At 68.4% G+C, this 24,164-nt stretch carries 19 protein-coding genes and 1 pseudogene; 13 read left to right on the top strand and 7 right to left on the bottom strand.

The window, feature by feature from the left end; all coding sequences use genetic code 11:
- The first annotated feature begins 40 nt into the window (after positions 1–40).
- The 8 genes and pseudogenes from AC1RAD_RS25410 to AC1RAD_RS25375 all read left to right on the top strand — a co-directional run bounded on the left by AC1RAD_RS25410 (position 41) and on the right by AC1RAD_RS25375 (position 9,259).
- Positions 41–1,621: an ABC transporter substrate-binding protein gene (locus AC1RAD_RS25410; RefSeq protein WP_492737877.1), complete on the top strand. Its 1,581-nt coding sequence runs from the start codon at positions 41–43 to the stop codon at positions 1,619–1,621.
- Positions 1,622–1,630: 9 nt separating this feature from the next.
- Positions 1,631–2,572 (top strand): ABC transporter permease, encoded by a 942-nt coding sequence (locus AC1RAD_RS25405; RefSeq protein WP_492737875.1) that lies wholly within the window; start codon positions 1,631–1,633, stop codon positions 2,570–2,572.
- Between the two features lie 3 nt (positions 2,573–2,575).
- Complete coding sequence (locus tag AC1RAD_RS25400; RefSeq protein WP_095746729.1) at positions 2,576–3,415, top strand: ABC transporter permease; 840 nt, start codon at positions 2,576–2,578, stop codon at positions 3,413–3,415.
- Positions 3,415–4,413 (top strand): annotated as a pseudogene (locus tag AC1RAD_RS25395) (ABC transporter ATP-binding protein); the annotation flags it as partial. The gene AC1RAD_RS25400 and the pseudogene AC1RAD_RS25395, both read left to right, overlap by 1 nt.
- Positions 4,414–4,452: 39 nt before the next feature.
- A complete protein-coding gene (locus tag AC1RAD_RS25390) occupies positions 4,453–5,448 on the top strand; it encodes an ABC transporter ATP-binding protein (RefSeq protein WP_492738097.1) in 996 nt (331 codons plus the stop codon).
- Positions 5,445–6,752 carry an alanine racemase gene (locus AC1RAD_RS25385; protein ID WP_492737873.1) on the top strand — a complete coding sequence of 436 codons (1,308 nt, stop codon included), beginning with the start codon at positions 5,445–5,447 and terminating at the stop codon, positions 6,750–6,752. Before AC1RAD_RS25390 ends, AC1RAD_RS25385 begins: the two co-directional genes overlap by 4 nt.
- A 20-nt stretch (positions 6,753–6,772) precedes the next feature.
- Positions 6,773–8,257 carry an N-acyl-D-amino-acid deacylase family protein gene (locus AC1RAD_RS25380; RefSeq protein ID WP_492737871.1) on the top strand — a complete coding sequence of 495 codons (1,485 nt, stop codon included), beginning with the start codon at positions 6,773–6,775 and terminating at the stop codon, positions 8,255–8,257.
- A 42-nt stretch (positions 8,258–8,299) separates the two neighbouring features.
- Positions 8,300–9,259: a LysR family transcriptional regulator gene (locus tag AC1RAD_RS25375; protein ID WP_062481526.1), complete on the top strand. Its 960-nt coding sequence runs from the start codon at positions 8,300–8,302 to the stop codon at positions 9,257–9,259.
- 33 nt (positions 9,260–9,292) lie between these two features.
- Here the strand turns inward: AC1RAD_RS25375 and AC1RAD_RS25370 are convergent, their stop codons facing one another.
- From AC1RAD_RS25370 to AC1RAD_RS25360, 3 genes are read right to left on the bottom strand one after another with little or no spacing between them, the layout of a single operon-like run.
- A complete protein-coding gene (locus tag AC1RAD_RS25370) occupies positions 9,293–10,750 on the bottom strand; it encodes an aldehyde dehydrogenase family protein (protein WP_492737869.1) in 1,458 nt (485 codons plus the stop codon).
- A 3-nt stretch (positions 10,751–10,753) separates the two neighbouring features.
- A complete protein-coding gene (locus tag AC1RAD_RS25365; protein ID WP_492737867.1) occupies positions 10,754–11,950 on the bottom strand; it encodes an ABC transporter ATP-binding protein in 1,197 nt (398 codons plus the stop codon).
- 36 nt (positions 11,951–11,986) lie between these two features.
- A complete protein-coding gene (locus AC1RAD_RS25360) occupies positions 11,987–12,775 on the bottom strand; it encodes an SDR family oxidoreductase (protein WP_492730967.1) in 789 nt (262 codons plus the stop codon).
- A gap of 330 nt (positions 12,776–13,105) precedes the next feature.
- Here AC1RAD_RS25360 and AC1RAD_RS25355 point away from each other — a divergent pair, with 330 nt between their 5' ends.
- From AC1RAD_RS25355 to AC1RAD_RS25335, 5 genes are all read left to right on the top strand, one after another.
- Complete coding sequence (locus AC1RAD_RS25355; RefSeq protein ID WP_492737865.1) at positions 13,106–14,329, top strand: ABC transporter substrate-binding protein; 1,224 nt, start codon at positions 13,106–13,108, stop codon at positions 14,327–14,329.
- Between the two features lie 81 nt (positions 14,330–14,410).
- Complete coding sequence (locus AC1RAD_RS25350) at positions 14,411–15,301, top strand: carbohydrate ABC transporter permease (protein ID WP_492737863.1); 891 nt, start codon at positions 14,411–14,413, stop codon at positions 15,299–15,301.
- Complete coding sequence (locus AC1RAD_RS25345; protein ID WP_062481535.1) at positions 15,298–16,152, top strand: carbohydrate ABC transporter permease; 855 nt, start codon at positions 15,298–15,300, stop codon at positions 16,150–16,152. The genes AC1RAD_RS25350 and AC1RAD_RS25345 overlap by 4 nt, the downstream gene beginning before the upstream one ends.
- Before the next feature lie 127 nt (positions 16,153–16,279).
- Complete coding sequence (locus tag AC1RAD_RS25340) at positions 16,280–16,858, top strand: DJ-1/PfpI family protein (RefSeq protein WP_099792797.1); 579 nt, start codon at positions 16,280–16,282, stop codon at positions 16,856–16,858.
- A 74-nt stretch (positions 16,859–16,932) separates the two neighbouring features.
- Positions 16,933–17,355, top strand: coding sequence for a ribbon-helix-helix domain-containing protein (locus AC1RAD_RS25335; RefSeq protein ID WP_369645131.1), 423 nt, complete (start codon positions 16,933–16,935; stop codon positions 17,353–17,355).
- A gap of 29 nt (positions 17,356–17,384) precedes the next feature.
- On the opposite strand, the gene AC1RAD_RS25330 is transcribed toward AC1RAD_RS25335, so the two are convergent.
- From AC1RAD_RS25330 to pcaF, 4 genes are all read right to left on the bottom strand, one after another.
- A complete protein-coding gene (locus AC1RAD_RS25330; RefSeq protein WP_492737861.1) occupies positions 17,385–20,558 on the bottom strand; it encodes an autotransporter outer membrane beta-barrel domain-containing protein in 3,174 nt (1,057 codons plus the stop codon).
- A 351-nt stretch (positions 20,559–20,909) separates the two neighbouring features.
- Positions 20,910–21,920 carry a Bug family tripartite tricarboxylate transporter substrate binding protein gene (locus AC1RAD_RS25325; RefSeq protein ID WP_062482455.1) on the bottom strand — a complete coding sequence of 337 codons (1,011 nt, stop codon included), beginning with the start codon at positions 21,918–21,920 and terminating at the stop codon, positions 20,910–20,912.
- A 56-nt stretch (positions 21,921–21,976) separates the two neighbouring features.
- Entirely contained in the window at positions 21,977–22,954 is a 978-nt protein-coding gene (locus tag AC1RAD_RS25320; RefSeq protein ID WP_492737859.1) for a Bug family tripartite tricarboxylate transporter substrate binding protein, read from the bottom strand.
- On the bottom strand, positions 22,954–24,159 hold the full coding sequence (gene pcaF / locus AC1RAD_RS25315) for a 3-oxoadipyl-CoA thiolase (RefSeq protein ID WP_070062661.1): 1,206 nt from the start codon (positions 24,157–24,159) through the stop codon (positions 22,954–22,956). Before pcaF ends, AC1RAD_RS25320 begins: the two co-directional genes overlap by 1 nt.
- Positions 24,160–24,164: the final 5 nt, after the last annotated feature.

Here is a 24,164-nt window from a genome sequence, read left to right as displayed (position 1 = left end):
TGAATTCATTGCCCACCGATCGCCCATGAAGGAACACCCCATGTCTCACGCCGGTCTTGTTGTCCAGCGCCTGCCTCGTCTGTCGAAGCGCAGCCTGCTGGGCGCTTCGCTGCTCGCGATGCTGTGCACCACGCTGCCCCACCATGAAGCGCATGCGCAGGGCCCGCGCAACTTCGCCACGCTGGCGATGGTGGCCGAGCCGCAGACGCTCGACCCGATGGCCTCCACGGCCGACCTGGTCGGAACCATCATGCAGCACGTGTACGAGACGCTGTACACCTTCGACGCCAAGTGGAACGTGGTGCCGATGCTGGCCGAGGGCATGCCCAAGATCTCGGCCGACGGCAAGACCTACGCCATCACGCTGCGCAAGGGCGTGGCGCTGCACAACGGGCGCGAGCTCACGGCCGACGACGTGGTCGCCAGCCTGCAGCGCTGGATGGATCAGTCGCCGCGCGGCAAGGCCGTGGGCAAGGAAATCGAGAGTCTCAAGGCCAAGGGCCCGCTGGGCGTGGAGATCGTGCTGAAGGCGCCCTATGCACCGCTGCTGTCGCAACTGGCTTTGCCCAGCAATGGCACCGCCGCGATGATGGCCAAGGAATCGATGGCCTCGCCGCTGAAGGACTTCGTCGGCACCGGCCCCTACAAGTTCAAGGAGCGCCGTCCCGACCAGTTCGTGCTGCTCACGCGCTTCGACAAGTACAGCCCACGCAAGGAACCCGCGAGCGGCTACGGCGGCAAGCGCGAAGCGGTCATCGAAGAGCTGCGCTTCGTGCCCGTGCCCAACGCGAGCACGCGTGTCGAAGGTGCACTCGCGGGCCAGTACGACTTTGCCGACCTGCTGCCGGTGGAAGCCTTGCCGCGCCTGGAGAAGGCCAGTGGCAAGACGCTGCCGATCATCACGCCCGCCTTCGGTTTTCCGCTGGTGGTCTTCAACACCAAGGAAGGCCCGCTCGCCAGCCAGGCCGTGCGCCAGGCCTTGCAGACGGCGATGGGCCAGGGCGAGATGCTCGCGGCCGGCTTCGGCGACACGCGCTTCTTCATCGCGGAAGCGAACCACTTTCCCAAGAGTTCGCCGTTCTACTCGGCCGCGGGCACCGACCAGTACAACCAGCGCAACGCCACCAAGGCCAAGGACGCCGCCGCCAAGGCCGGCTACAAGGGCGAGCCGGTCCGCGTGCTCACCAGCCGCCAGTACGACTTCCACTACAACATGTCGCTCTTGATGGCCGAGCAGCTCAAGCGCGCCGGCTTCAAGGTCGACCTCAACGTGGTCGACTGGGCCACGCTCACCCAGCGCCGTAACGACCCGCGGCTGTGGGAAATCTTCATCACCCATTCGGGGCTGTTCCCCGAGCCGATGCTGTCGCCACCGCAACTGGGCGACGGTGCACCAGGCTGGTGGGATTCGCCCGCCAAGAAGGCCTCGCTCAGTGCGTTCAACACCGAGAGCGATCCGGCCAAGCGCGGCGCGCTGTGGGGCAAGGTGCAGCAGGTGGTGTACGACGAGGTGCCGTACATCAGCGTCGGCAAGTTCAACGCGCTCTCGGCCAAGAGCCCGGCACTGGACAACTACCAACCCACGAACTGGCCCTTCTTCTGGAATGTGAAGATCAAGTAGGAGGCGCGCTTGTTCCGTTTCATTGCCTCGCGCTTCGCCGGCATGCTCATCGTGCTGGCGCTGGTGGCCGTGCTGGTCTTCGTGCTCACACGCGCCGCCTCGGGCGACCCCATCTCCGTGCTGCTGGGCGACCAGGCCACCGCCGCCGACATCGCCCGCGTGCAGAAGGACTACGGCCTCGATAAACCCCTGCCCGTGCAGTTCGGCTACTGGCTGCGCGAAGTGCTGCAGGGCAACCTGGGCACCTCGATCTTCCTGCAGCGCCCGGTCACGCAGGCGCTGTGGGAGCGCGCCGAGCCCACCACCTTGCTCGCGCTGCTGGCCGTGGCCATCGCGGCGCTCATCGGCGTGCCCTGCGGCATCGTCTCGGCGGTGTTCCGCGGCCGCGCGGTCGACCAGTTCTTCACCGGCATCGCGATGCTGGGCGCCAGCATCCCCAGCTTCTGGCTGGGCATCGTGCTGATCCAGATCTTCGCGGTGTCCTTCGGGTGGTTCCCGGTGTCGGGCTACGGCGCGCCCGATGCGCCGTTTGCCGAGCGGCTGCACGCGCTGGTGCTGCCCGCCACCGTGCTGGGCCTGCTGAACTCCGCGCTCATCATCCGTTTCACGCGCGCCTCGATGCTCGACGTGCTCGGTGAAGACTACGTGCGCACCGCGCGCTCCAAGGGCCTGAGCGAGAAGGTCGTCGTCTTGAAGCATGCGCTGCGCAATGCCTTGGTGCCCATCGTCACGGTGATCGGCCTGACCGTCGCGCTCATGATCGGCGGCGCCGTCATCACCGAGACCGTGTTCGGCCTGCCCGGCGTGGGCAATTTGGTGGTCAACGCCGTGCTGCGGCGCGACTACCCGGTCATCCAGGGCGCGCTGCTTGTCATTGCCGCGATCTACGTGCTCATCAATTTCTCGATCGACCTGCTGTACGCGGTGGTCGATCCGCGCGTGAAGGTCTGAACGATGCGCATGCCTCGAATGCTCCGCCAGCTGATGCACCGCCGCATCGTGATGGTGTCCGCCCTGGTACTGCTGGTGATCGCCATCATGGCCATCGGCGCGCCACTGGTCGCCTCGGCCGACCCCAACGACACGGCCGTGCTGCAGCGCCTGAAGGCGCCCAGCGCCGAACACCTGCTGGGCACCGACGAACTCGGGCGCGACATGTATTCGCGCATCGTGCACGGCGCGCGCTACTCGCTGGCCATTGCGGCGCTCACCGCGCTGGGCGCGGTCATCGCCGGCACGGTGCTGGGTTTGATGGCGGGCTTCTTCCGCCGGCTCGACGCGCCGCTGATGCGCGTGGTCGACGCCATGATGTCCTTCCCCGACATCCTCTTGGCCATCGCGCTGGTGGCGATTCTCGGACCGTCGCTGATGAACACCGTGCTCGCACTGGTGCTGGTCTACACACCCCGCGTGGCACGCGTGGTCCGGGCCTCGACGCTGGTGGTGCGCGAACTGCTGTTCGTGGAGGCTGTGCGCGCCCTGGGCGTGCGCACCTCGCGCATCCTGTGGCGCCACATCCTGCCGAACCTGATGTCGCCGATCCTCGTGCAGGTGTCGTTCATCTTCGCCTACGCGATCCTGGCGGAAGCGGGCCTGTCGTTCCTCGGTGTCGGCGTACCGCCCGAGATCCCCACCTGGGGCACCATGGTCGCGGGCAGCCAGCAGTACGCGCACCAGGCCTTCTGGGTCGTGCTGTTCCCGGGGCTGGCGATCATCTTCACGGCGCTGTCGCTGCAGTTGCTGGGTGATGGCGTGCGCGACCTGCTCGATCCGAAGCTGAAGAAGACCTCGTGATGAACACCGCGAACACCACCCCACGCCTCACGGTCACCAACCTGAGCACCAGCTTCCCCACCGAGGACGGCCTGATCCGCTCGGTGGCCGATGTGAGCTTCTCGATTCAACCGGGCAAGACCACCGCGCTGGTGGGCGAATCGGGCTCGGGCAAGTCGGTCACCAGCCTCACGCTGATGCGCCTTCTGCCCAAGACCGCCAACGCGCAGGTCAGCGGATCAGCTTCCTTCGTCACGCGCGAAGGCAAGACACTCGACCTGCTGCAGATCGGCGAACGCGAGATGCGCTCGCTGCGCGGCAACCAGCTGTCGATGATCTTCCAGGAGCCCATGACCAGCCTGAACCCGGTCTTCACCATCGGCGAGCAGATTGCCGAGAGCGTGCGCCTGCACAAGGGGCTCGACCGCAAGGCGGCCTTGGCCCATGCGCTGCGCATGCTGGAGCTGGTGGAGATCCCGGCCGCCGCCCAGCGCATCCACGAGTACCCGCACCAGCTGTCGGGCGGCATGCGCCAGCGGGTGATGATCGCGCTGGCCATGGCCTGCGACCCGACGCTCTTGATCGCCGACGAACCCACCACCGCGCTGGACGTGACCATCCAGGCGCAGATCCTGGAGCTGATGCGCCGGCTGCAGGCCGAGACCGGCATGAGCATCCTGTTCATCACGCACAACCTGGGCGTGGTGGCGCACCATGCCGACGACGTGGTGGTCATGTACTCGGGCCGCGTGGTCGAGCGTGCGCCGGTGCGCCCGCTGTTCGCGCAGCCCGAGCACCCGTACACGCAGGGCCTCTTGGCCTGCCTGCCGGGCAAGGCACGGGTTCCTGGGCAACCCAAGCCCAAGCGCTTGTTTGCGATCCGCGGGCAGGTGTCGAGTCCATTGGCGCCGCCGCCGGGCTGTGCTTTCGAGCCGCGCTGCGACCAGGCGTTGCCCGAATGCCGAAGCGCTATGCCGCCGCTGATCGACATCCGGCAAGACCGCCAGGCGCGCTGTGTGCGCGTGCAGCCCGACCAACCGCTCGCGAGCGGCTGCATGATGACCACCGCTGTTTCTTCCTCGCCCCTCATCGAAGTCCGCGGGCTAAAAAAATACTTCGGCAGCAGCGAGCGCCCCGTGCGCGCGGTGGACGACGTGTCCTTCGCGATCCACCCCGGTGAGACCCTCGGCCTGGTCGGCGAGTCAGGCTCGGGCAAGAGCACCATCGGACGCACCGTGCTGCGCCTGGTCGAGCGCACCGAGGGCCAGGTGCTGTACCGGGGCGACGACATCGGCGGCCTCTCAGGCGAGCGCATGCGCAAGCTGCGCAGCAAGCTGCAGATCATCTTCCAGGACCCGTACGCCAGCCTGAACCCGAAGATGCGCATCAGCGCCATCCTGGGCGAGGCGCTGTCCACGCACGGCCTGCACAAGGGCGCGGCAGCGCGCGACAAGCGCATCGCCGAGCTGCTGGAGACCGTGGGCCTGCGCCCCGAGCACGCCAGCCGCTTTCCGCACGAGTTCTCGGGCGGCCAGCGCCAGCGCATCGGCGTGGCGCGCGCGCTGGCCGTGGAGCCCGAGTTCATCGTGGCCGACGAGCCGCTCTCGGCGCTCGATGTGTCGATCCAGTCGCAGGTCATCAATCTGCTGGCGGACCTGCGCGAGCGGCTGGGGCTGACCATGCTCTTCATCTCGCACGACCTCGATGTGGTCGAGTATTTGTGCGACCGCGTGGTGGTGCTGTACTTGGGCAAGGTGATGGAAGTGGCCACCACCGAGGAGCTGTTCGCGAACCCCTCGCACCCCTACACCCAGGCGCTGCTGGCCGCGAGCCCGAAGCCCGATCCCGAGATGGCCACCGAGCGCATCGCCTTGAAGGGCGACATTCCCAGCCCGATCTCGCCGCCCTCGGGCTGCGTGTTCCGCACGCGCTGCCCGCATGCCATCGAGGCCTGTGCGCAGACGGTACCCAGCCTGGATGAGATTTCCCCCGCACACTACAGCGCCTGCATCCGCAAAGAACTGCTCTCCCACATCGCCGTTGCACGACCATGACCGACATTTCCTCCTCGACACACGATTTCATCGACCCGCTGCTGAGCGACCGTTTCAAGGGCTACCCGCGCACCCAGCCGCCGCGCCTGCGCAGCGAAGTCGGCGCCGCCGGCTGGAACGTGCTGGCCGGCGACCTGCCACTGCCGCTGGCCGTGCTCAAGCGCGAGGCGCTCGAACACAACCTGGCGTGGATGCAATCGCGCGTGCGCGAATGGGGCATCGACCTGGCGCCGCACGGCAAGACCACCATGTCGCCGCAGCTGTTCCAGCGCCAGCTCGACGCCGGCGCCTGGGGCCTGACCTTTGCCACCGTCACGCAACTGGCCGTGGGCGTGGCCGCCGGCGCGCGCCGCACGCTGATCGCCAACCAGGTCGTGAGCGACGAAGACCTCGCGGGCATCCAGCTGCTGCTGGCAGACCATGCGGACCTGCGCGTCGTGTTCCTGGTCGATTCGATCGCACAGCTTGCGCTGATTGAAGACTGGTCGAAGCGCCATCCTGCGAGCGTGCCTTTCGAGGTCATGCTCGAGATCGGCATCGACGGCGGACGCACCGGTTGCCGCACACATGCGGAAGCGGTCGCCGTGGCGAGCGCGGTGCGTGCCAGCGGTGCCGCGAAGCTGGTAGGCATCGAGAGCTACGAAGGCCTGAATGCCACCGGGTCCACCGAACAGGACACCGCCTTTGCCACGGCACTGATGGACCGCATCGAAGCCGTGGCGCGCCACTGCGACACGCAGCAGTTCTTCGAGACCGACGAGGTGCTGGTCTCGGCCGGCGGCTCGGCCATCTTCGATCTCGTGGCCGGGCGCCTGAAGCCCGCACTGGGCTCGCCGGTGCGCGGCCTGCTGCGTTCGGGCTGCTATGTCACGCACGACCATGGCTTCTACAAGCGCATGGTGAACGTGGTCGACGAGCGCATGGGTTGCGAGTGCGGCGAAGGGCTGACGCCGGCGATGGAAGTTTGGGCCAACGTGCAGTCGCGGCCCGAGCCGGGCCTGGCGATCCTTTCAGTCGGCAAGCGCGACATCTCCTTCGACATGTCGATGCCCATTCCCATTGCGCACGCAGCACGCGGTGCATTGCAGTCGCATGCGGTGCCCGCCAGCTGGAAGGTCACGGCACTGAACGACCAGCATGCCTACCTGCGCTGGGACGCGAATGACGAAGCGCAGGCACCGGTCGTCGGCGACCGTGTGGGCCTGGGCATCTCGCACCCCTGCACGACCTTCGACAAGTGGCACTGGATGCCCGTGGTCGAGAACGACTACCGCGTGAGCGATGCGGTCGTGATCCATTTCTGAGCAAGGCAACGCATCCATCCATGAACACACAGAAGAACAGCGCGACGCTGCTCGAAGGCGGCCTCGTGGTCGACGGCTCGGGCGGCCCTTCGTGGCCCGGTGACGTGCTGCTGCAAGGCGACCGCATCGTGGCGCTCGGCGAAGGCCTGCGCGCGCGGCTGCCCGAAGGGCTAAACATCGCCGACGTCGACGTGGTCGACTGCCGAGGCAAGGTGATCGCGCCCGGCTTCATCGACGCGCACACGCACGACGACGCCATCGTGCTGCGCGATCCGCTGTGCCTGCCCAAGGTGTCGCAGGGCATCACCACCGTGGTCACGGGCAACTGCGGCATCTCGCTCGCGCCGTACCGCACGCCGCAGTCGAAGCCGCCGCTCACGCTGCTGGGCGCGGACTCGTTCAAGCACGCAACCATGGCCGAGTACCGCGCCGCCGTCGATGCGACGCAGCCCGCGCTCAACGTGGCCGCGCTCGTAGGCCACACCACGCTGCGCTTCGCGGCGATGCAGGCGCTCGACCGGCCCGCGAACAGCGATGAACTGGCACACATGGCCGCGTTGCTCGACGACTGCATGGCCGCAGGCGCGCACGGCCTGTCATCGGGCCTGTTCTACGAAGAGGCTTTTGCGGCGCCGGCCGAAGAGGTCACCGCGCTCGCGCGCGTCGTGGCGCGCCATGGCGGCGTGTACGCCACGCACCTGCGCAGCGAGATGCAGCAGATCATCGAGGCGATGCACGAGGCCGGCGACTCGGCGTTCGAGGCCGGCGTGCCCTTGATCATCTCGCACCACAAATGCGCAAGCCCCGCCAACTGGGGCCGCACCAAGGAGACGCTGCCGCTGATCGACGCCCTGTCGCAGCGCCAAGAGATCGCGATGGACGTGTATCCCTACGTGGCCGGTTCCACCGTGCTGCGCGAAGACATGGTGGACGGCGTCATCGACGTGCTGCTGACCTGGTCCGAGCCCCACCCGGAGATGACCGGCCGCCTGATCTCCGATATCGCACGCGAATGGGGCACGACGGAGAAGGAGGCCAGCCTGCGCCTGAAGCCCGGCGGTGCGTGCTATTTCCTGATGCAGGAAGAAGACGTGGAGCGCGTCATCGCGCATCCGCGCAGCATGATCGGCAGCGACGGCCTGCCGCACGACCGCCATCCGCACCCGCGGCTGTGGGGTGCGTTCCCCCGCGTGTTCGCGCGTTACTGGCGCCAGCGCAAGCTCTTCACGCTGGAGCAGGCGGTGCACAAGATGACGGGCATGACGGCGCGCAACCTGCGCATCGCCGATCGCGGCCTGCTGCGCGTCGGCACCATGGCCGACGTGGTGGTGTTCGACCCCGAGACCATCACCGACACCGCCACCTACGACCAGCCGCTGGGCGTGAGCGAAGGGATCGAGCGGGTGTTCGTGAACGGCGTGCTCGCGTACCGTGGTGCGAACGAGGCGCGCGTGCTCGCGCGCGCGGGGCGCATGCTGACACGGCAGCCACGCGCCGCGAACTGAGCGTCGCCGCGCCCCTTCCCCGCCATCCCGTAGAGTGCACGCATGATCGAATCCACCACCCTTCGGTACTTCTACGAGGTCGCGGCCTTCGGCTCCGTGCGCGTGGCGGCGGAAAAGCTCTTCGTCGCCCAGAGCGCCGTGAGCCGGCAGATCGCGCTGCTGGAAGACGAACTGGGCGTGCCCGTCTTCGAGCGCCACGCACGGGGCATGGCGCTGACCGCGGCCGGCGAACTGCTGCTGCGCTATGCGCAGGACAACAAGACGCAGCTGGCCGACCTGAAGGGCCAGATCCACGAGTACGAGACGCTGGCCAAAGGCCACGTGCGGGTGGGGTGCGTGGAAGGCATCCTGCACGGCCTGCTCACCAGCTTCATGCCGAGCTTCATCCGCACGCACCCGGGCATCACCTTCTCGCTCGATCTCATGGGCTCGCATGCGGTGGGCGAGTCGGTGGCGGAGCACAAGTACGACCTGGGCATTCTGTTCGGCGCCTCGCCGCGCCCCGACCTCATCGAGCTGCAGAAGATCGAGCAGCCGCTGTGCGTGATCGCTTCGACACAGCATCCCCTGGCACAACAGCGCAGCTGCACGCTCGCGGAAGTCGCCGACGCGCCGCTGGCGCTGCCCGACCGCTCCTTCGGCCTGCGCCAGCTGGTCGACCGCGTCAGCTCCAAAGGCAAGTTCAAGCTGAACATCGCGGTCGAGACGAATTCGCTGTCCTTTGCAAGCCGGCTGGTCGCGGAGTCGGACCTCATCACCTTCCAGCCGAGCGACGTGGTCGCGCCGCTGATCGAGGCCGGCAAGGTGGTGGCCATTCCGCTCACCGATGCGTCGCTGCGCTCGGCGCGCGCCACGCTGGTCGCGAGCTATTCCCGGCGGCTGTCGCTCGCGGCCAATCACCTGTCGCAGTCACTGATCGCCTACATGCAGGGGTGGCAGCGGCCCGTGAAGCCGGGGCGCGCCACCGCCGCTCGCACGCCCGCCAGGGGAAAGCCGGAATAGTTCCGGCGCGCGGGATCGTCGGCATCGAAAGGTTCAACCCGGCAGCGTGACCGTGATCATCTTGATCTCGGTCATCGCCTCCAGCGTGTGCATGCCGCCCAGCCGGCCGATGCCGCTTTTCTTGCCAGAGCCGCCGCCGAAGGGCAGGTGGATTTCCCACCAGGTGGTGCCCGCGTTGATGTTGACGATGCCGGCGGGGATCGCCTTGGCGAGGGCGATGCCGCGGCCGATGTCTTGGGTGAAGACGCCCACCGAGAGTCCGTAGTCGTTCTGCAAGGCCAGCGCCAGGGCCTGCGCTTCGTCCTGGAAGGCGATGACCGGCACGACGGGGCCGAAGGTTTCTTCGCGGCACAGCCGCATGGCGGGCGTGACGTCGCGCACCACGGTGGGCTCGAAGAAGAGGTCGCTGCCCAGGTCCGGCCGCGCGCGGCCGCCACACAGCACGCGTGCCCCCTGTTCAACGGCATCGTCCACATGCGCGCGCACCTTGGCCGCCACCTTGGCGTTGTTGAGCGGCCCCATGGTCGTGGCGGGATGCAAGGGATCGCCCAGCACCTGCTCCGCAGCCTTGGCGACCAGCTTGTCGCAGAGGCGGTCCACCACGCTGGCATGGGCCAGCACGCACCCTGTCGCCGCGCACACCTGCCCTGCATTGAAGAACGCGCCGCCTGCCGCTGCAGCGGCTGCCGCATCGAGGTCGGCATCTTCAAAGACGATCACAGGCCCATTGCCCCCAAGCTCGAGCAGCAGGGGCTTTCCGGCACCTCGCTCGGCGATGCGCTGGCCCGTCGCGGTGCTGCCGGTGAAGGCGATGGCGGTCACGTCCGGGTGCACGACCACCGCATCGCCCACGGTCGCGCCCTCGCCGATCACCAGGTTGAGAACGCCTGCGGGCAGGCCGGCCTTTTCGATGACTGCCATCAGCGCGCAGGCCACGAGCGCGGTGGACGGCGCAGGCACCCAGACGAGGGTGTTGCCGGTGGCGATGCCGGGGGCGATGTATTCCACCGGGATGTTGACCGGGAAGTTCCAGGGCGTGATGACGCCATACACGCCGCGCGGCTGCCGCAGCGTCATGACGAGCTTGCCCGGGTCTTCCGCCGGCAGCGTCTTGCCGCCCATCTGCTTGACGAGTTCGGCGGCGAGCCGGAAGCCGTCGGCGGCCTTGGCGACCTCGCCCAGCGCCTCGGCCAGGACCTTGCCCTGCTCGCACGACAGCGTGTGCGCGAGGGCCTCGCGCGCGGCATCGATCTCGGCCGCGATCGCCATGCACATCGCGGCGCGCTCGAACACGGGCGTGGCGGCCCACGCGTTGGCCGCGGCCTTGGCGGCGGCCACCGCCTCGCCCGCCGTCTCGCGGCCCGAACGGGGCACGGTGGCGAGGGTGTCGCCGTTGGCCGGGTTCACCACCGGCAGGGTGTCGACGGGGGTCGACCAGCGCCCGCCGATGTGGTTGCCCGTTTCGACTTCGGATATGCAGTGGTTGCGCATGGCCTAGCCGTACGAATACGCGATCGACGCGGCGTGGCGCTGGCCTTCGCTGCCGCCGGCACGCGCGTCCACGCTGGACGCGGACGGCCTGTACCCGGCCGGCGCCGGAGCTGCAACGCCCACATGGCGTTCGGTCTGCGCATCGAAGCAATGGGTCGATGCGGCCTCGCGGACCTGCAGGTGCACGAGGTCACCGGGCTTGAGGGCCACGCGATCGTGCACGGACACGCACCAGGGCGTCTCGCTGCCCGCCACGGTGCCGTAGATCTGCGTCTTGTCGCCCGTCGACTCCGTGAGGATCACGCGCAACGCCAGGCCTTCCGGGGCCAGCTGCAGGTGCTCGGGCCGCAGCCCCAGCAGCACGTGCTGTCCATCGGCCAGCAGGGGTGTGCACCCGGACGTGGGCAGGTCCCAGGCCTGGCCGTCGGGCAGCGCGAGCCAGGTGCGGCCGTGTGCGCGATGCACCTGTCCCTGCGTGAAGTTCATGGCGGGCGAGCCGATGAAGCCCGCCACGAAGCGGTTGACCGGGCGGTCGTAGAGCTCGAGCGGCGCACCGACCTGCTCCACCCGGCCCGCGCGCATCACGACGATGCGGTCGGCCATGGTCATGGCTTCCACCTGGTCGTGCGTGACGTAGACCATGGTGTTGCCCAGGCGCTGGTGCAGGGCCTTGATCTCGGCGCGCATCTGCACGCGCAGCTGCGCATCCAGGTTGGACAGCGGCTCGTCGAAGAGGAACAGCGCGGGCTCGCGCACCACGGCGCGGCCCATGGCGACGCGCTGGCGCTGTCCGCCCGAGAGCGCGCGCGGCAAGCGGTCCAGGTACGGGGTGAGGTTGAGCAGGCCGGCGGCTTTTTCGATGCGCGGGCGGAAGTCGCTTTCTGCCTCGCCGCGCGTGCGCGGGCCGAAGGCGATGTTCTCGTAGACCGACAGGTGCGGGTAGAGCGCATAGCTCTGGAACACCATCGAGATGTTGCGCTTTTGCGGCGACAGGTCGTTGGCCCGCGCACCGCCGATGCGCAGCTCACCGCCGCTGATGGGCTCCAGCCCCGCGATCATGCGCAGCAGCGTCGACTTGCCGCAGCCCGAAGGGCCGACGAGCACGACGAACTCGCCGTGGGCAATGTCCAGGTCGATGCCGTGCACGACGGGCACGCCGGCGAAATCCTTGCGCAGTTGCTTGAGTTGAACCTGAGCCATGGGGTCTCCTTGTCTTTGTGGAAGTGAGTCGCTGGCTCAGTAGTCTTCGACCGTGATCTCACGGGCCATGGGCAGGATGCCCGCCATGAGGCCCGCGTCCACCGGCAACGCCACGCCCGTGATGACACGCGCGGCGGGCGACGCCAGGAAGAGCACGGCATCGGCCACGTCGTCGGGTGTCGCGAAGTCGCCCAAGGGGTACCACTTCTTCAGCTGCTCGAACACCTGCGGGTTCTTGTCGGCGCGCGCCTGCCAGGCGGGCGTCTTGACGGTGCCCGGCAGCACGATGTTGGCGCGGATGCCATAGGCGCCCAGCTCCATGGCGAGCGAGCGGGTGTAGCTGACGAGCGCCGCCTTGGCCGCGCTGTAGGCCGGGTGGCCGAGCGTGGTCAGCGCGTTGACCGAGCCGATGAGCACCAGCTGCCCGCTGCGGCGCTCGACCATGGCGTGGCGCACCGCCTCCACGCAATGGAACGCGCCATTCAGGTTGAGCTGGATGTCGGCCTGCCAGTCCTGCGGCGTGGTCTTGCGCACCGTCGGCCCGCGCGCGGCGCCCACGTTCGACACCAGCACGTCCACCGGGCCGACAGCCGCAACGGCCGTGGCCACCTTGTCGCACAGGCCTGCGCAGTCGGTGACGTCCGCGACCAGGGGATGCAGCCGCGCCAGATCGTCGGCACTCACGCCCTGCCCGGCCAACACGGCCGCCAGGCGTTCCAGTGCGCCCGCGTCGTGGTCCAGCGCGATCAGCCGGTCGCCCGCCTGCAGCACGCGGCGGCACAGGGCCTGGCCGATGCCGCCCGCAGCGCCCGTGACCAGCGTCACGCGCCGGGACGGCGCGTGGGGATGAACCGAAGACGGAGTCGAAATTGATGTGTCCACGCAATGCGCCCTGTGAATTGCCAATACCTCTCCCGACCGGGCGGCAATGAATTACCGCGCGCAATTCGAGCTCGAATTTTGAAGCGTACAGGACGTCGCGGGAATTTGTCCTTCAATATTTCGCAGGCAGGGTTCTGTTTTTTAGAAATCGAGGGTTAGCTCTATCTATGGCGCCATTCGACCGACTCGTAAGATGAAAAAGCGCAAGCATTGACCACAGCAGATCCCGACGTGTATTCAATTAATTTTCAATCACTTCACGAGGAATTAAATATGAAAAAACAAAATACAACTCTATTGGCAGGCGCAATTCTTCTGGGTCTTTCCTCCCTCACGGCCCAGGCGGGAAATATCCGCATCGCCATGTCCAGCTACAGCGACAACACGCGCCCCTGGCTGGAGGCGCTGGCCCGGGACTACGAAAAGGCCAACCCGGGAGACAAGGTCAAGGTCGAGGTGGGAAGCTGGGAGAACATGCAGCAGAAACTGCAGGCGGAAATCGCCAGCAACAACCCGCCCGACCTGGCCCACGTCGCGACCCGCTGGGTGGGCGATTTCGTGAACGACGGCCTGGTGGAGCCGGTCGACAATTACGCCAATGCGGCGTTCAAGGACCAATTCATTCCGGCATTTTTGAAAGCCGGCAATATCAATGGCAAGCCTTATGCGCTGCCTATTGCAGCCAGCGTGCGCGCCATGTTCTATAACAAGGACATGCTGAGCAAGGCAGGCTTTCCCAATGGCCCCAAGACCTGGGACGACGTGATTGCCGCCGCGAAAAAGATCAAGGCCACGGGGGCCTACGGCTATGGCATCCAGGGCAAGGACCTGGATACCGACACTTATTTCTACTACGCGCTGTGGAGCATGGGGGGCGACGTGCTGGATGCGGGCAACAAGGCCGCCTTCAATTCGCCGACCGGTGTGAAAGCCGCCACGCTCTACAAGAGCATGATCGACCAGGGCCTGACCGAGCCCGGCGTGGCCGGCAACACGCGCTACGACCTGCACAACCTGTTCAAGCAGGGGCGTTTGGGCATGGTCATTTCACTGCCGCCGCTGGCCAAGGAAATCGCCAAGGACGCCCCGCAACTGAAATACGGCATCACCGGCGTGCCCAATGGCGGCAAGGACATCACCTTCGGCGTGACCGACTCGATCATGATGTTCAAGACCTCGAAGAACAAGGAAACCGCCCAGAAATTCCTGAGCTTCATGTTCTCGAAAACCGCGCGGCTGAAGTTCGACCAGGGCGAAGGCTTCATGCCCGTGACGCGCGAGGTGGCCAACGACCCCGTGTTCAAGGACGACCCGGTGCTCTCCGAGTTCGTGACCCTGCTGCCCAACGCGCGCTTCGCCCCGCTGGTCGCCGGCTGGGAAGACTCGGCGCAGGCCGTCACCAACGCGTTGCAGGCCATCTACCAGGGCAAGGCGGAACCGAAGGCGGCGCTGGACAAGGCCGCGGCCGAAGCCAACACCAAGCTCAACAAGAAGTAAGCAAGCAAGCCCCGGGGCGCAGCCGCTGGGCTGCGCCGGCTTTCCGCGTGTCGCACCACGCCTATCCGATCGAATTGCCCTATGCAGAATCCCGTTCGAGGCCCTGCCCTGGCTTGGGGGCTGATTGCGCCGAGCCTGTTGCTCACCCTCTTCATCCTGGCCTACCCGCTGTCCACCCTGGTGTTCCAGTCGGTGCACGACATCTCGCGCTTCGGCCTGCTGCGGGCCTTCAACGGCCTGGACAACTTTCGCACCGTGTTCACCGATCCGGTGTTCGTCCACGTGGTGTGGCGCACGGTGCAATGGACGGTGTGCGTGGTCGGCGGCGCGGTGCTGTGCGCTGTGCCGATCGCGCTCATCCTGCAGCAGGATTTCTATGGTCGGGGCGTGGCGCGCACGATCGTGATGCTGCCCTGGGCGGTGTCGCTGACCATGACGGCCATCGTCTGGACCTGGTCCTTCAACGGCCAGTACGGCATGGTCAATGCGAGCCTTGCCATGGTCGGGATCATCCGGGAGCCGATCAACTGGCTGGCCGACGGACAGCTCGCATTCTGGGTCGAGGTGGGCGTGGGCATCCTGGTGTCCATTCCCTTCACCGTCACCATCTTCCTGGGCGGGCTGTCGTCGGTGTCGCAGGACATCTACGAGGCGGCCGGCATCGAAGGCGCGTCGCGCTGGCAGCAGTTTCGCCGGCTCACGCTGCCGCTGCTCAAGCCCTTCATCCACATGGCGATCGTGCTGAACGTGATCTACGTCTTCAACTCGTTCCCCATCATCTGGATCATGACGCAGGGCGGGCCGGACAACGCCACGCACATCCTCGTCACCTGGCTGTACCAGCTGGGCTTCCGCCTGGGCCGCCCCGGCGAGGCAGCCGCCATTTCGCTCGTGATGCTGGCCTTGCTGCTGGCCTTCACCGTGTTCTACCTGCGCCTGCAAAAGCGCCAGTCCGCGAAGGCCGCCGCATGATCCGCCCCGACAAACTCGTGCGCAGCCTCTGGTGCTGGCTGCTGCTCGCGCCGCTGGTGGCCGTGGTCGTCTTTCCGCTCGCGGTGATGTTCTTCACGGCGCTCAAGCCCGCCTCGGAGATCTACGTCTATCCGGCCCGCTGGTTGCCGCAGCAGTGGCAGTGGAGCAACTTCTCCGCCATGTGGACCCAGACCGGGTTCGGGCGCGCGCTGCTGAACAGCCTGCTGGTGTCGCTCTCCGCCACGGTGCTGACGATTGCCGTCAGCGTGCCTTCCGCCTACGCGCTGGCGCGCCTGAAATTTCGCGGCCAGGGTGGCTACCGGCAGTTTTTGCTCATCACGCAGATGATCTCGCCCGTGCTGCTGGTGGTGGGCCTGTTCAAGATGGCGGCCAGCCTGCCGTGGTTCGAGGGCGGCAACATGACCGACTCGCGCCTGTCCGTGGTGATCGCTTATGGCGCCTTCGGCATTGCCTTTGCCGTCTGGATGATGACCTCGTACTTCGAGACCATTCCGCGCGACCTGGAGGAGTCGGCCTGGCTCGAGGGATCGGGCCCGGTGCGCACGGTCTGCAAGGTGTTCCTGCCGCTGGCACTGCCGGCGATGGCGGTCACGGCGCTGGTCACCTTCGTCAATGCCTGGAACGAGTTCGCGGTGGTCTACACGCTGATCCGCTCCACGGAAAAGCAGACGCTGACCGTGCTCGTCACCAACATGGTCGCGGGCCAGTACGTGGTGCAGTGGGAGCTGGTGATGGCCGCCGCCATCTGCGCCGTGGTCCCGGTCGCCATCCTGTTCGCGTGGATGCAGCGCTACATGGTGCAGGGCCTGACCGCGGGCTCGGTCAAATAGCGACCGCAGCGGCATCACAGCCCGCTGCTACCCGCTGCGCCCGCCCCCTTCGAATAATGCGGCGACGGCCGGCGCGCCCCCTGCGCTGGCCGGTTTCGCTACACCTCATCCGAAGGAGACAAACCCGATGGCTCGCAAGATCCTGATGCTCTGCGGCGACTACGCCGAAGACTACGAAACCATGGTGCCGTTCCAGACCCTGCTGGCCGTCGGCCACACCGTGCATGCGGTGGCGCCCGACAAGAAGGCCGGTGACTGGGTGCACACCGCCATCCACGACTTCGAGGGCGCGCAGACCTACAGCGAGAAGCCGGGCCACCGCTTCACGCTGAACGCAACCTTCGACGAGGTGCGTCCCGAGGCCTACGACGCGCTCGTGATCCCCGGCGGCCGCGCGCCCGAGTACCTGCGCATGCACCCCCGCGTGGTCGAGATCGCGCGCCACTTCCTGGCCACCGACAAGCCGGTGGCCGCCGTCTGCCACGGCGCGCAGCTGCTCGCGGCCACGGGCCTCATCAAGGGCCGCAAGGTGTCGGCCTACCCGGCCTGCCAGGTCGAGGTGGAACTGGCCGGCGCCGAGTACATGGGCATTCCAGTCGACCAGGCCGTGACCGACCGCAACCTCGTCACGGCACCGGCCTGGCCGGCGCATCCGGCGTGGCTGTCGCAGTTCCTCGTGGTGCTGGGCACCCGCATCGAACACTGATCGGACGGAAGTGCGTGGGCGGCGCTACAGTGCCGCGTCGCCCCGATTCATTCCGCCTCTCAAGGAGATGGCCCATGTGCGAAGTCTTCATCAGCGCCGATCCGCAAAGCTACGACGCGCGCACGCGCTCGGTGCGGCTGCACGGCGTGGTCACCAGCATCCGGCTCGAGAACCTGTTCTGGCAGGTGCTCGAAGAGATCGCGCAGCGCGACGGCATGGCCGTGGTGCAGCTCATCGAGCGGCTGTACGACGAGCTGGTGGCGGCACGCGGCGAGGTCGGCAACTTCGCGTCGTTCCTGCGCGTGTGCGCGCTGCGCTACGAGGCAATGGTGGCGCAGGGGCGGATTCCGGCCGACACCTCGGTCGCGATCCGCTCGCTCGATGCGAACGCCGTGCTGCATGAACTGCCGCAGGGATGGGGACGGCCATCGCCCGTGCCGCAGCCGGGCGAGGCCCGCGTGCACACGCTCCACACCGCCGCGCGGCGGCATGCGTAGACGCCGCCCTTGCGCGCCCCTTCACGAGATCACCAGCGCATCTTCACGCCGACGCTCGCGTTCACCCCGCTCTTGATGCGCGAGTCGCCGCCGGAGCCCGACCACAGCTTGCCCAGCTCCACATACACGCTCGTGTTCTCGGCCACCTGCAGCGTGGCCCCTGCCGCCAGCTCGGTGCTGCTGCCGCCGGTGCGCGTCGCGATGTCGGTGAAGCCGGCCGGGCCGACGAAGCGGGTGACGTCGGTGCCGCGGCTGCTGCGGTGGAAATTGACCCGCACATAAGGCTGCAGCACCCCGGCGCTGGTGACGAACTCGCCCTTCACGCGCACGCCGGCGCGTGCCCGCCAGCCGTTGTGGCTGTTCTGCTGCACGAGCGCGCCGGAGATGCCCGTGTCGCCCAGGCTCACCCGCTGGTGCACCAGCTGCACCTGCGGCTCGAGGGTCCAGTTCTGCGCGATGGGAATCGACTTCCCCACCTCGATGGACGCCAGCAGGCTGTTGCCCTTGCCGCCCCTGGAGAAGCCCAGCGTGGGCCTGGCGGTGTAGCGGTGGCGCCCGGCCTGCAGCACGCCGTCGACGTACACGCCGCTGGCGTGCTTCCAGGTGGCATAGGCGCCCAGGTACTCGCTCTTCTGGTTGTTGGTGCCCACGCCGAGGTTCGCCAGGCCGCTGGCAAAGCCGTTCACGCGCATGTCGCCGTCGAGCTGGCCGACGTACACGCCCGCGTGCCAGTCGGGGTTGGCCCACAGGTCGGTGCCGGCCTGGAAGCCCGTGAGGCGCCCCTTGCTCGTGGGGCTCACGGTGCCGCCCTGCGCGATGGTGCGCTCGGTGCTGATGATGCGCCCCCACGCCTCGCGGTAACCCTGCGTGGGCTTGGCCGGGTTTGCGCCCGCTACAAGGTCCTCACCCATGCGCAGGCGCCTGTTGCCGAGCATCGCGAAGCTGGACTGGCGCAGCTGCTCGGGCAGCGCGGCGTACAGCGGCACTTCGGCGCGGTAGGTGGGCACGGCAAGCACGGGCACGACGCCGGTGCCGCCAGTGCCCGAGCCGCCACCGCCGGCAGGCGGCGTGCCGGGCGGGACAGGCGTCACGGGCGTCACGGGTGCAGTGGTCGAGCGCAGGTACCAGTTCTCGCCCGCGCCGGCGGCGTCGGCCGCATGCAGCCGGTACTCGTAGGCGCCCGCATCGACGTGCGTGCCGGCCAGCACGAACGCGCTCTTGGTCGTCTGCGCGGTGGTGGTCGCGCCGTTGAGGGCGCTGATCACCTCGATGCCGTTGCCGGTGGTGAGCGCACCCAGGCCGCCCAGGTTGGTGATCTGCACATTCGTCGTGCCGCTGGCGACGGCGGTGGCGCCGCTCAGGACGAGCCGGTCGCTCGCGCTCGCGCTGCCGCCCAGCGCGGTCCCCAGTCGCAACGTGCCGCCGTTGCCCACCCAGGGGCCGTTGACGGTGAGCGTGGTGCCGGGCACCGCGCCCACCAGCGAGACGGTGCCGCTGTGGGCCATCGACGCGAGGGTCTGGCTGTTGCCGGCCAGGTCGAGCGTCGCGCCAGTAGCCACGGTGAAGGGGCTCACGCTGCTGAGCACGCTGGCGGCGCCCGCGCGCAGGGTGCCCGCCGCGACGTTGGTGGCGCCCGAGTGGGTGTCGGCACCGCTCAGCGTCAGCACGCCCGCGCCGATCTTCACGAGATCGCTGGCGCCGGAGATTGCGCCCGTCCACGTCAGGGCGTTCCCGTTGGTGTCGATGGTGCCCGTGCCGCCCAGCAGCAGGGCGTTGCTGACGGTGAGGCCGCCGGCGCCCGCGATGACGCTGGCGGTGGCGCCCGCGCCGATCGAAATCGCGCCCGTCATCGACGAGCCGGTGTTCAGCGTGAGGCTGTTGGTGCCGCCCGTGAATGCGACCGCCGCAGCGCGCGTGACGCCGTCGCCGCCCAGGCCGCCCGAGATGGTTCCGCCGTTGGTCAGCGCGAAGTTGGCGCCCGTCACCCCGACGCCGCCCACCCCGTTGGCACCGCTCGGTCCGCCGTTGCTGTTGGCCCCGCCAGCGCCGCCCGCCCCACCGGCGATGGTGCCGGTGTTGGTGAGGGTTGCGCCGGCGCCGGTCGATGCGAGGCCCGCCCCACCGGCGATGGTGCCGGTGTTGGTGAGGGTTGCGCCGGCGCCGGTCGATGCGAGGCCCGCCCCGCCGTCGCCGCCGCCGCCCGGTGAACCGGTGCCGCCCGCACCGCCGCCGGCCGCACCGCCCGCGCCCCCGGCACCGCCCGTGATCGCGCCGGAGTTGCTGACCGTGACCGCGACACCCGCCAGCGTTGCGCCGATGCCCCCTGCGCCGCCGCCGCCGCCCGAGGCGTTGGAACGGGCGGGCGCCAATTCGGCCCCGCCGGCGCCGCCCGCCCCGCCCGTGAGGGGACCGGTGTTGGTGAAGCTGAGCCCCGGGTTGGTCGCGTTCAGGTAGAAGCCGCCGCCCCCGCTGCCGCCGCCACCGCCCTGCGAGAAGGCGTCGCCGCCCTTGCCGCCGGCGCCGCCCGTGGAAGATCCCGTGGCCGTGTAGCTGCCGAGCGGGCCGCTGAGGATCGAACCGTAGCCGCCCGCACCACCGCCGCCCGCCGCCCAGTACCCGTTGCCGCCCGCGCCACCGATGCCGCCGGTGTAGCTGTCGGACGAATTGGCCACGTTGTTGGCGATCGACATCCCCTGGAAGCCGCCGCCGCCCCCACCGCCATAGCCGTTGCCGTTGCCCGGGTCGCCGGTCTGCGCCTGGCCCGCGCCGCCGGCATCGCCCTGGAACGCACCGGGGCCGGTGGGCGTGCTGGCCGCGCCGGCCGCGCCACCGGTGCCCGGCGTGGCACCGCCGAAGCCGCCGATGCTGGCGTTGGCCCCCGCCGTGACGCCGCCTGGCGTCGACGATCCGCCCGCGCCGCCGAAGGCATTGACCGTGGTGTCGTTGAGCCCGCCGCTGCCGCCCGTACCGTCGCTGCCGCCCGTGCCCGCGTTCAGCGACGCGTCACCGACCGGCTGGCCACCCGCACCGCCGGCCGCGAGCACCGGCACGACGCAGACCCACAGCGCCGCCGTTGCCGCCGCTGCAGCCACCGCGCGCACGCCGCCCCCGCTGCACGATCGCGCGTGGCCGCGCGCGATTTCCGGCGCGGCCACCCAGGTGCCGGCGGTGGGACTCCACAGGGTTCGGAAGATCTTGTTCATGACTCAACTCCCTCTTCGTTCACTGACTGGGCAGGTGGACCTCCGTGTGCAGCAGCAATGGCTTGCTCCTCCCCACGGCGACGATTTCGGATGTGCAAGTCAAAAATGTAAGAACGGGTGCCGGTTACGCGTATCCCTGCAAGGGGCTACCCTGAAACGGGAGCGACCGGCCCCATGCGGGGCCACTCCGCCTCTGTCAGGCCCTTCGGTAGACGGTCTACCCTGTCGCGTATCTATACGTAACATGTGACTTTTGGACAGCACAATCTCTCGCCCTGGGCGCGGCGCCCAAAAGAAAAGGCACCCTCGCGGGTGCCTTGTTCATTGCGGATGCGCCCTGGGCGCGCGCTGTCAGTCCAGCGACACGTTCGCCTTGCGGATCACGTCGGTGAAGCGCTTCGTTTCCGTTGCCACGAACTGGTCGAACTGCGGGCGCGTGGTCGGGAACGGCTCGTAGCCGAAGCTCTTGAACTTCTCCAGCACGTCGGGTTCGGCCAGGCCCTTTTCGATGTCGCGCTTGATCTTGTCGGTCACCGAAGCCGGCAGGCCCTTGGGCACGGCGATGGCGTTCCAGCCGATGACCTCGAAGCCCTTCGGGCCGCCCGATTCGCTCACGGTGGGCACGTCGGGGAAGGCGGCCACGCGCTGGGGCGCGGCAGCCGCCAGGAAGCGCAGCTTGTTGGCGCGCTGCAGCGGGCCGGCGGTGGCGCTGCTGCCCAGCGCAAAGGCCAGCTCGCCGGTGGCGACCGAGGTGTACAGCTGCGTGGTTTCCTTGTAGATCACGTGCTCCATCTGCGTACCGGTGGCCGACTCGAACAGTTCCGAGCCCAGGTGCACCGGGTTGCCGACCGACCACGAGCCGTAGTCGAGCTTGCCGGGGTTGGCCTTGGCGTCGGCGATGAGGTCGCCCACGGTCTTGTACTTGCTGTTGGTCGCGACGGTGAAGAAGAAATACGTCTTGAACAGCGGCAGCAGTGCGTCGAAGTCCTTCGATGCGTCGTAGGGCAGCTTCTTGAACAGCGCCGGATACGCGGCCAGGTGCACGTTGTCGAGCACGATGATGTCGTGGCCGTCTTTCGCACCGCGCTTGAAGGCGTCGATGGCGATGAAGCCGTTGCCGCCCGGGCGGTTCTCGACCACCACCGGCTGGCCCCAGGCGCGCGAGAGCTTGTCGGCCACGAGGCGGGCCACGCCGTCCGGACCACCGCCGACCGGGAACGGCGTGATGATGCGCACGGGCTTGGTCGGGAAGGCCGCAGGCTGCTGTGCCGAAGCGGTCAACGGCAGCAGGCCGCCGGCGGTCAGGGCCAGCACGGCCGCTGCGATGGCGCGGCGCGAAAGCGACGAACGGAAGAAGGACATGAGGGAAGTCTCCGGTTTGATGAATCGTTGATGGGTGGGAAGCGGTGCGTCGCCGCTCAGTCGACCGACGCGCCCGAGGCCTTGACGATGCCGGCCCACAGCGCGCTTTCCTTCGCGATGAGCGCGGCGTAGTCGGCCGGCCCGCCGAGCAGCGGCACGGCGCCTTCCACGTCCAGGCGCGACTGGAACTCGGCGCCGCCCGCCACCTGCAGCATCTGCGCCGACAGCGTCTTCACGAACGCATCGGGCGTGCCGCGCGGCGCGAGGATGCCGTAGGTGAGCGTGCTCTCGAAGCCCGCGAGTTCGCGCAGGCCCGACTCGGCCACGGTGGGCACGTCGGGCAGCGACGGCAGGCGCTTCGCACCCGTGACGGCAATGGCGCGCAGACGCCCACCCTTGACCAGCGCGAGCGCGGGCGGGATGACGCTGAACATCATCTGCACCTGGCCGCCCGCGAGGTCGGTGAGCGCGGGGTTGGTGCCCTTGTAGGGAATGTGATTGATCTTCGTGCCGGTGCGCTGCGCGAAGAGTTCGCCCGTGAGGTGGCCGCCGGTGCCGCTGCCACTCGACGCGTAGTCGAGCAGGCCCGGGCGCACCTTGGCCTCCTTGACGAGGTCGGCCACGCTGCGCACCTTCGAGGCCGCGGGCACCACGAGCACGAGCGCGGACGAGGCGAACATGGCCACGGGCACGAGGTCCTTGCGGGCGTCGAACTTCAGGCCCTTGTACAGCGCCGGGTTGATCGACACGGTGCCCGTGTGGCCCAGCAGCAGCGTGCTGCCGTCGGGCGTGCTGCGCACCACCTGCTCGGTGCCGAGGTTGCCGCCCGCACCGGGCTTGTTGTCGACGATGACGCCCGACTTGCGCACCTCGCCCAGGCCCTTGGCCATCTGGCGTGCGAACACGTCGTTGCCGCCGCCGGCCGCGAAGGGCACGACGATGCGGATCGGCTTGCCGTCGGCCTGCTGCGCGTGCGCAGGCAAACCTGCTGCCGCCAGCAGACCCAGCAGCAGCTCGCGTCGGGCGAGACCCATCAGACGCGTTCCAGGATCACGGCAATGCCCTGCCCCACGCCGATGCACATCGTGCACAGCGCGTAGCGGCCGCCGCCCTTGTGCAGCTGGTTCACCGCGGTGGTGGCCAGGCGTGCGCCGCTGGCGCCGAGCGGGTGGCCCAGTGCGATGGCGCCGCCGTTGATGTTCACGCGCGCGTCGTCGTCCTTCAGGCCCAAGAGGCGCAGCACGGCGAGGCCTTGTGCGGCGAAGGCTTCGTTGAGTTCGATGACGTCGATCTGGTCGAGCGTGAGGCCGGTGAGCGCCAGCACCTTCTGCGTGGCGGGCGCCGGGCCGATGCCCATGATGCGCGGCGCGACGCCGGCCGTGGCCATGCCGACCACGCGGGCGCGCGGCGTGAGGCCGTGCTTGGCGGCGCTGGCTTCATCGGCCAGCAGCAGCGCGCAGGCGCCGTCGTTCACGCCGCTGGCATTGCCGGCGGTGACGGTGCCGTCGGGGCGCACGATGGGCTTGAGCTTGGCCAGCGCCTCCAGCGTGGTGTCGCGCGGATGCTCGTCCTTGTTGACGATGAGGGCGTCGCCCTTCTTCTGGGGCACGCTCACGGGCACGATCTCGGCGTCGAAGAAGCCGGACTTCTGCGAAGCCACGGCGCGCAGCTGCGAGTTGAGCGCCATCAGGTCTTGCGCTTCGCGCTCGATCTTGTAGTCGGTGGCCACGTTCTCGGCCGTCTCGGGCATCGAGTCGACGCCGTACTGCGCCTTCATGAGCTTGTTGACGAAGCGCCAGCCGATGGTGGTGTCGTACACCGCGTTGTTGCGGCTGAAGGCGCTCTCGGCCTTGGGCATGACGAAGGGCGCGCGGCTCATGCTTTCCACACCGCCGGCGATCATGAGGCCGGCTTCACCGGCGCGGATGGCGCGCGCGGCGGTGCCCAGTGCATCGAGGCCCGAACCGCACAGGCGGTTGATGGTGCCGCCGCCCACTTCGATCGGCAGGCCCGCGAGCAGCGCCGACATGCGCGCGACGTTGCGGTTGTCTTCGCCGGCCTGGTTGGCGCAGCCGTAGAGCACGTCGCTCACGGCCTGCCAGTCGACGTTCTTGTTGCGCTCGATGAGTGCGCGCAGCGGCACGGCGCCGAGGTCGTCGGTGCGCACGCTGCTGAGCGAACCGCCGTAGCGGCCGAAGGGAGTGCGCACGGCGTCGCAGATGAAGGCTTGATTGGTCATGTGAT

Source organism: Variovorax sp. GW823-FHT04B03, from assembly GCF_058796495.1.
Note: the sequence above shows the minus strand (reverse complement) of the source record. Positions and strands in the feature narration are given on the sequence as shown.

What these genes read in the sequence shown, in the direction of transcription:
- AC1RAD_RS25355 (WP_492737865.1), top strand. Translation starts at nt 13,106, where the DNA reads ATGAAAAAACAAAATACAACTCTATTGGCAGGCGCAATTCTTCTGGGT.
- AC1RAD_RS25335 (WP_369645131.1), top strand. Translation starts at nt 16,933, where the DNA reads ATGTGCGAAGTCTTCATCAGCGCCGATCCGCAAAGCTACGACGCGCGC.
- AC1RAD_RS25390 (WP_492738097.1), top strand. Translation starts at nt 4,453, where the DNA reads ATGACCACCGCTGTTTCTTCCTCGCCCCTCATCGAAGTCCGCGGGCTA.
- AC1RAD_RS25325 (WP_062482455.1), bottom strand. Translation starts at nt 21,920, where the DNA reads ATGTCCTTCTTCCGTTCGTCGCTTTCGCGCCGCGCCATCGCAGCGGCC.
- AC1RAD_RS25375 (WP_062481526.1), top strand. Translation starts at nt 8,300, where the DNA reads ATGATCGAATCCACCACCCTTCGGTACTTCTACGAGGTCGCGGCCTTC.
- AC1RAD_RS25330 (WP_492737861.1), bottom strand. Translation starts at nt 20,558, where the DNA reads ATGAACAAGATCTTCCGAACCCTGTGGAGTCCCACCGCCGGCACCTGG.
- AC1RAD_RS25385 (WP_492737873.1), top strand. Translation starts at nt 5,445, where the DNA reads ATGACCGACATTTCCTCCTCGACACACGATTTCATCGACCCGCTGCTG.
- pcaF (WP_070062661.1), bottom strand. Translation starts at nt 24,159, where the DNA reads ATGACCAATCAAGCCTTCATCTGCGACGCCGTGCGCACTCCCTTCGGC.
- AC1RAD_RS25340 (WP_099792797.1), top strand. Translation starts at nt 16,280, where the DNA reads ATGGCTCGCAAGATCCTGATGCTCTGCGGCGACTACGCCGAAGACTAC.
- AC1RAD_RS25345 (WP_062481535.1), top strand. Translation starts at nt 15,298, where the DNA reads ATGATCCGCCCCGACAAACTCGTGCGCAGCCTCTGGTGCTGGCTGCTG.
- AC1RAD_RS25380 (WP_492737871.1), top strand. Translation starts at nt 6,773, where the DNA reads ATGAACACACAGAAGAACAGCGCGACGCTGCTCGAAGGCGGCCTCGTG.
- AC1RAD_RS25410 (WP_492737877.1), top strand. Translation starts at nt 41, where the DNA reads ATGTCTCACGCCGGTCTTGTTGTCCAGCGCCTGCCTCGTCTGTCGAAG.
- AC1RAD_RS25350 (WP_492737863.1), top strand. Translation starts at nt 14,411, where the DNA reads ATGCAGAATCCCGTTCGAGGCCCTGCCCTGGCTTGGGGGCTGATTGCG.
- AC1RAD_RS25400 (WP_095746729.1), top strand. Translation starts at nt 2,576, where the DNA reads ATGCGCATGCCTCGAATGCTCCGCCAGCTGATGCACCGCCGCATCGTG.
- AC1RAD_RS25320 (WP_492737859.1), bottom strand. Translation starts at nt 22,954, where the DNA reads ATGGGTCTCGCCCGACGCGAGCTGCTGCTGGGTCTGCTGGCGGCAGCA.
- AC1RAD_RS25365 (WP_492737867.1), bottom strand. Translation starts at nt 11,950, where the DNA reads ATGGCTCAGGTTCAACTCAAGCAACTGCGCAAGGATTTCGCCGGCGTG.
- AC1RAD_RS25370 (WP_492737869.1), bottom strand. Translation starts at nt 10,750, where the DNA reads ATGCGCAACCACTGCATATCCGAAGTCGAAACGGGCAACCACATCGGC.